The organism is Burkholderia sp. GbtcB21 (assembly GCF_019091065.1).
Lineage (GTDB): Bacteria > Pseudomonadota > Gammaproteobacteria > Burkholderiales > Burkholderiaceae > Burkholderia > Burkholderia pyrrocinia_C.
This window is the reverse complement of the sequence record NZ_JAGXKA010000527.1, coordinates 1-232: the sequence shown is the minus strand read 5'-3', so window position 1 is coordinate 232 and position 232 is coordinate 1. Positions and strand designations below refer to the sequence as shown.

General features: G+C 76.7%; 1 pseudogene. It reads right to left on the bottom strand.

Going from position 1 to position 232, the window contains the following annotated elements:
• Positions 1-232: pseudogene (locus KVT39_RS37555) on the bottom strand (sulfite exporter TauE/SafE family protein); the annotation flags it as partial.

The window sequence follows — 232 nt, the reverse complement described above, 5'->3', positions numbered from 1 at the left end:
CGAGCGCGGTGTGCTGCGGCCGGAAGATCAGCGCGGGCGACGTGTGCAGCAGCGCGATGCCGAGCACGAGCTGGATCATCCGCGCGGTGCCCGACGTGTTCATCCCGTGCGTGTGCAGCCACCACAGCGTGGGCGCCGCGGCCGGGACGCTGCCCGCCGCGAGCCGGCCCGTGGTGCGCCTGTCGGGCGCGCCCTTCAGGCCGTGGGCCCGCGAGCCGGTGGCCCTGGACCG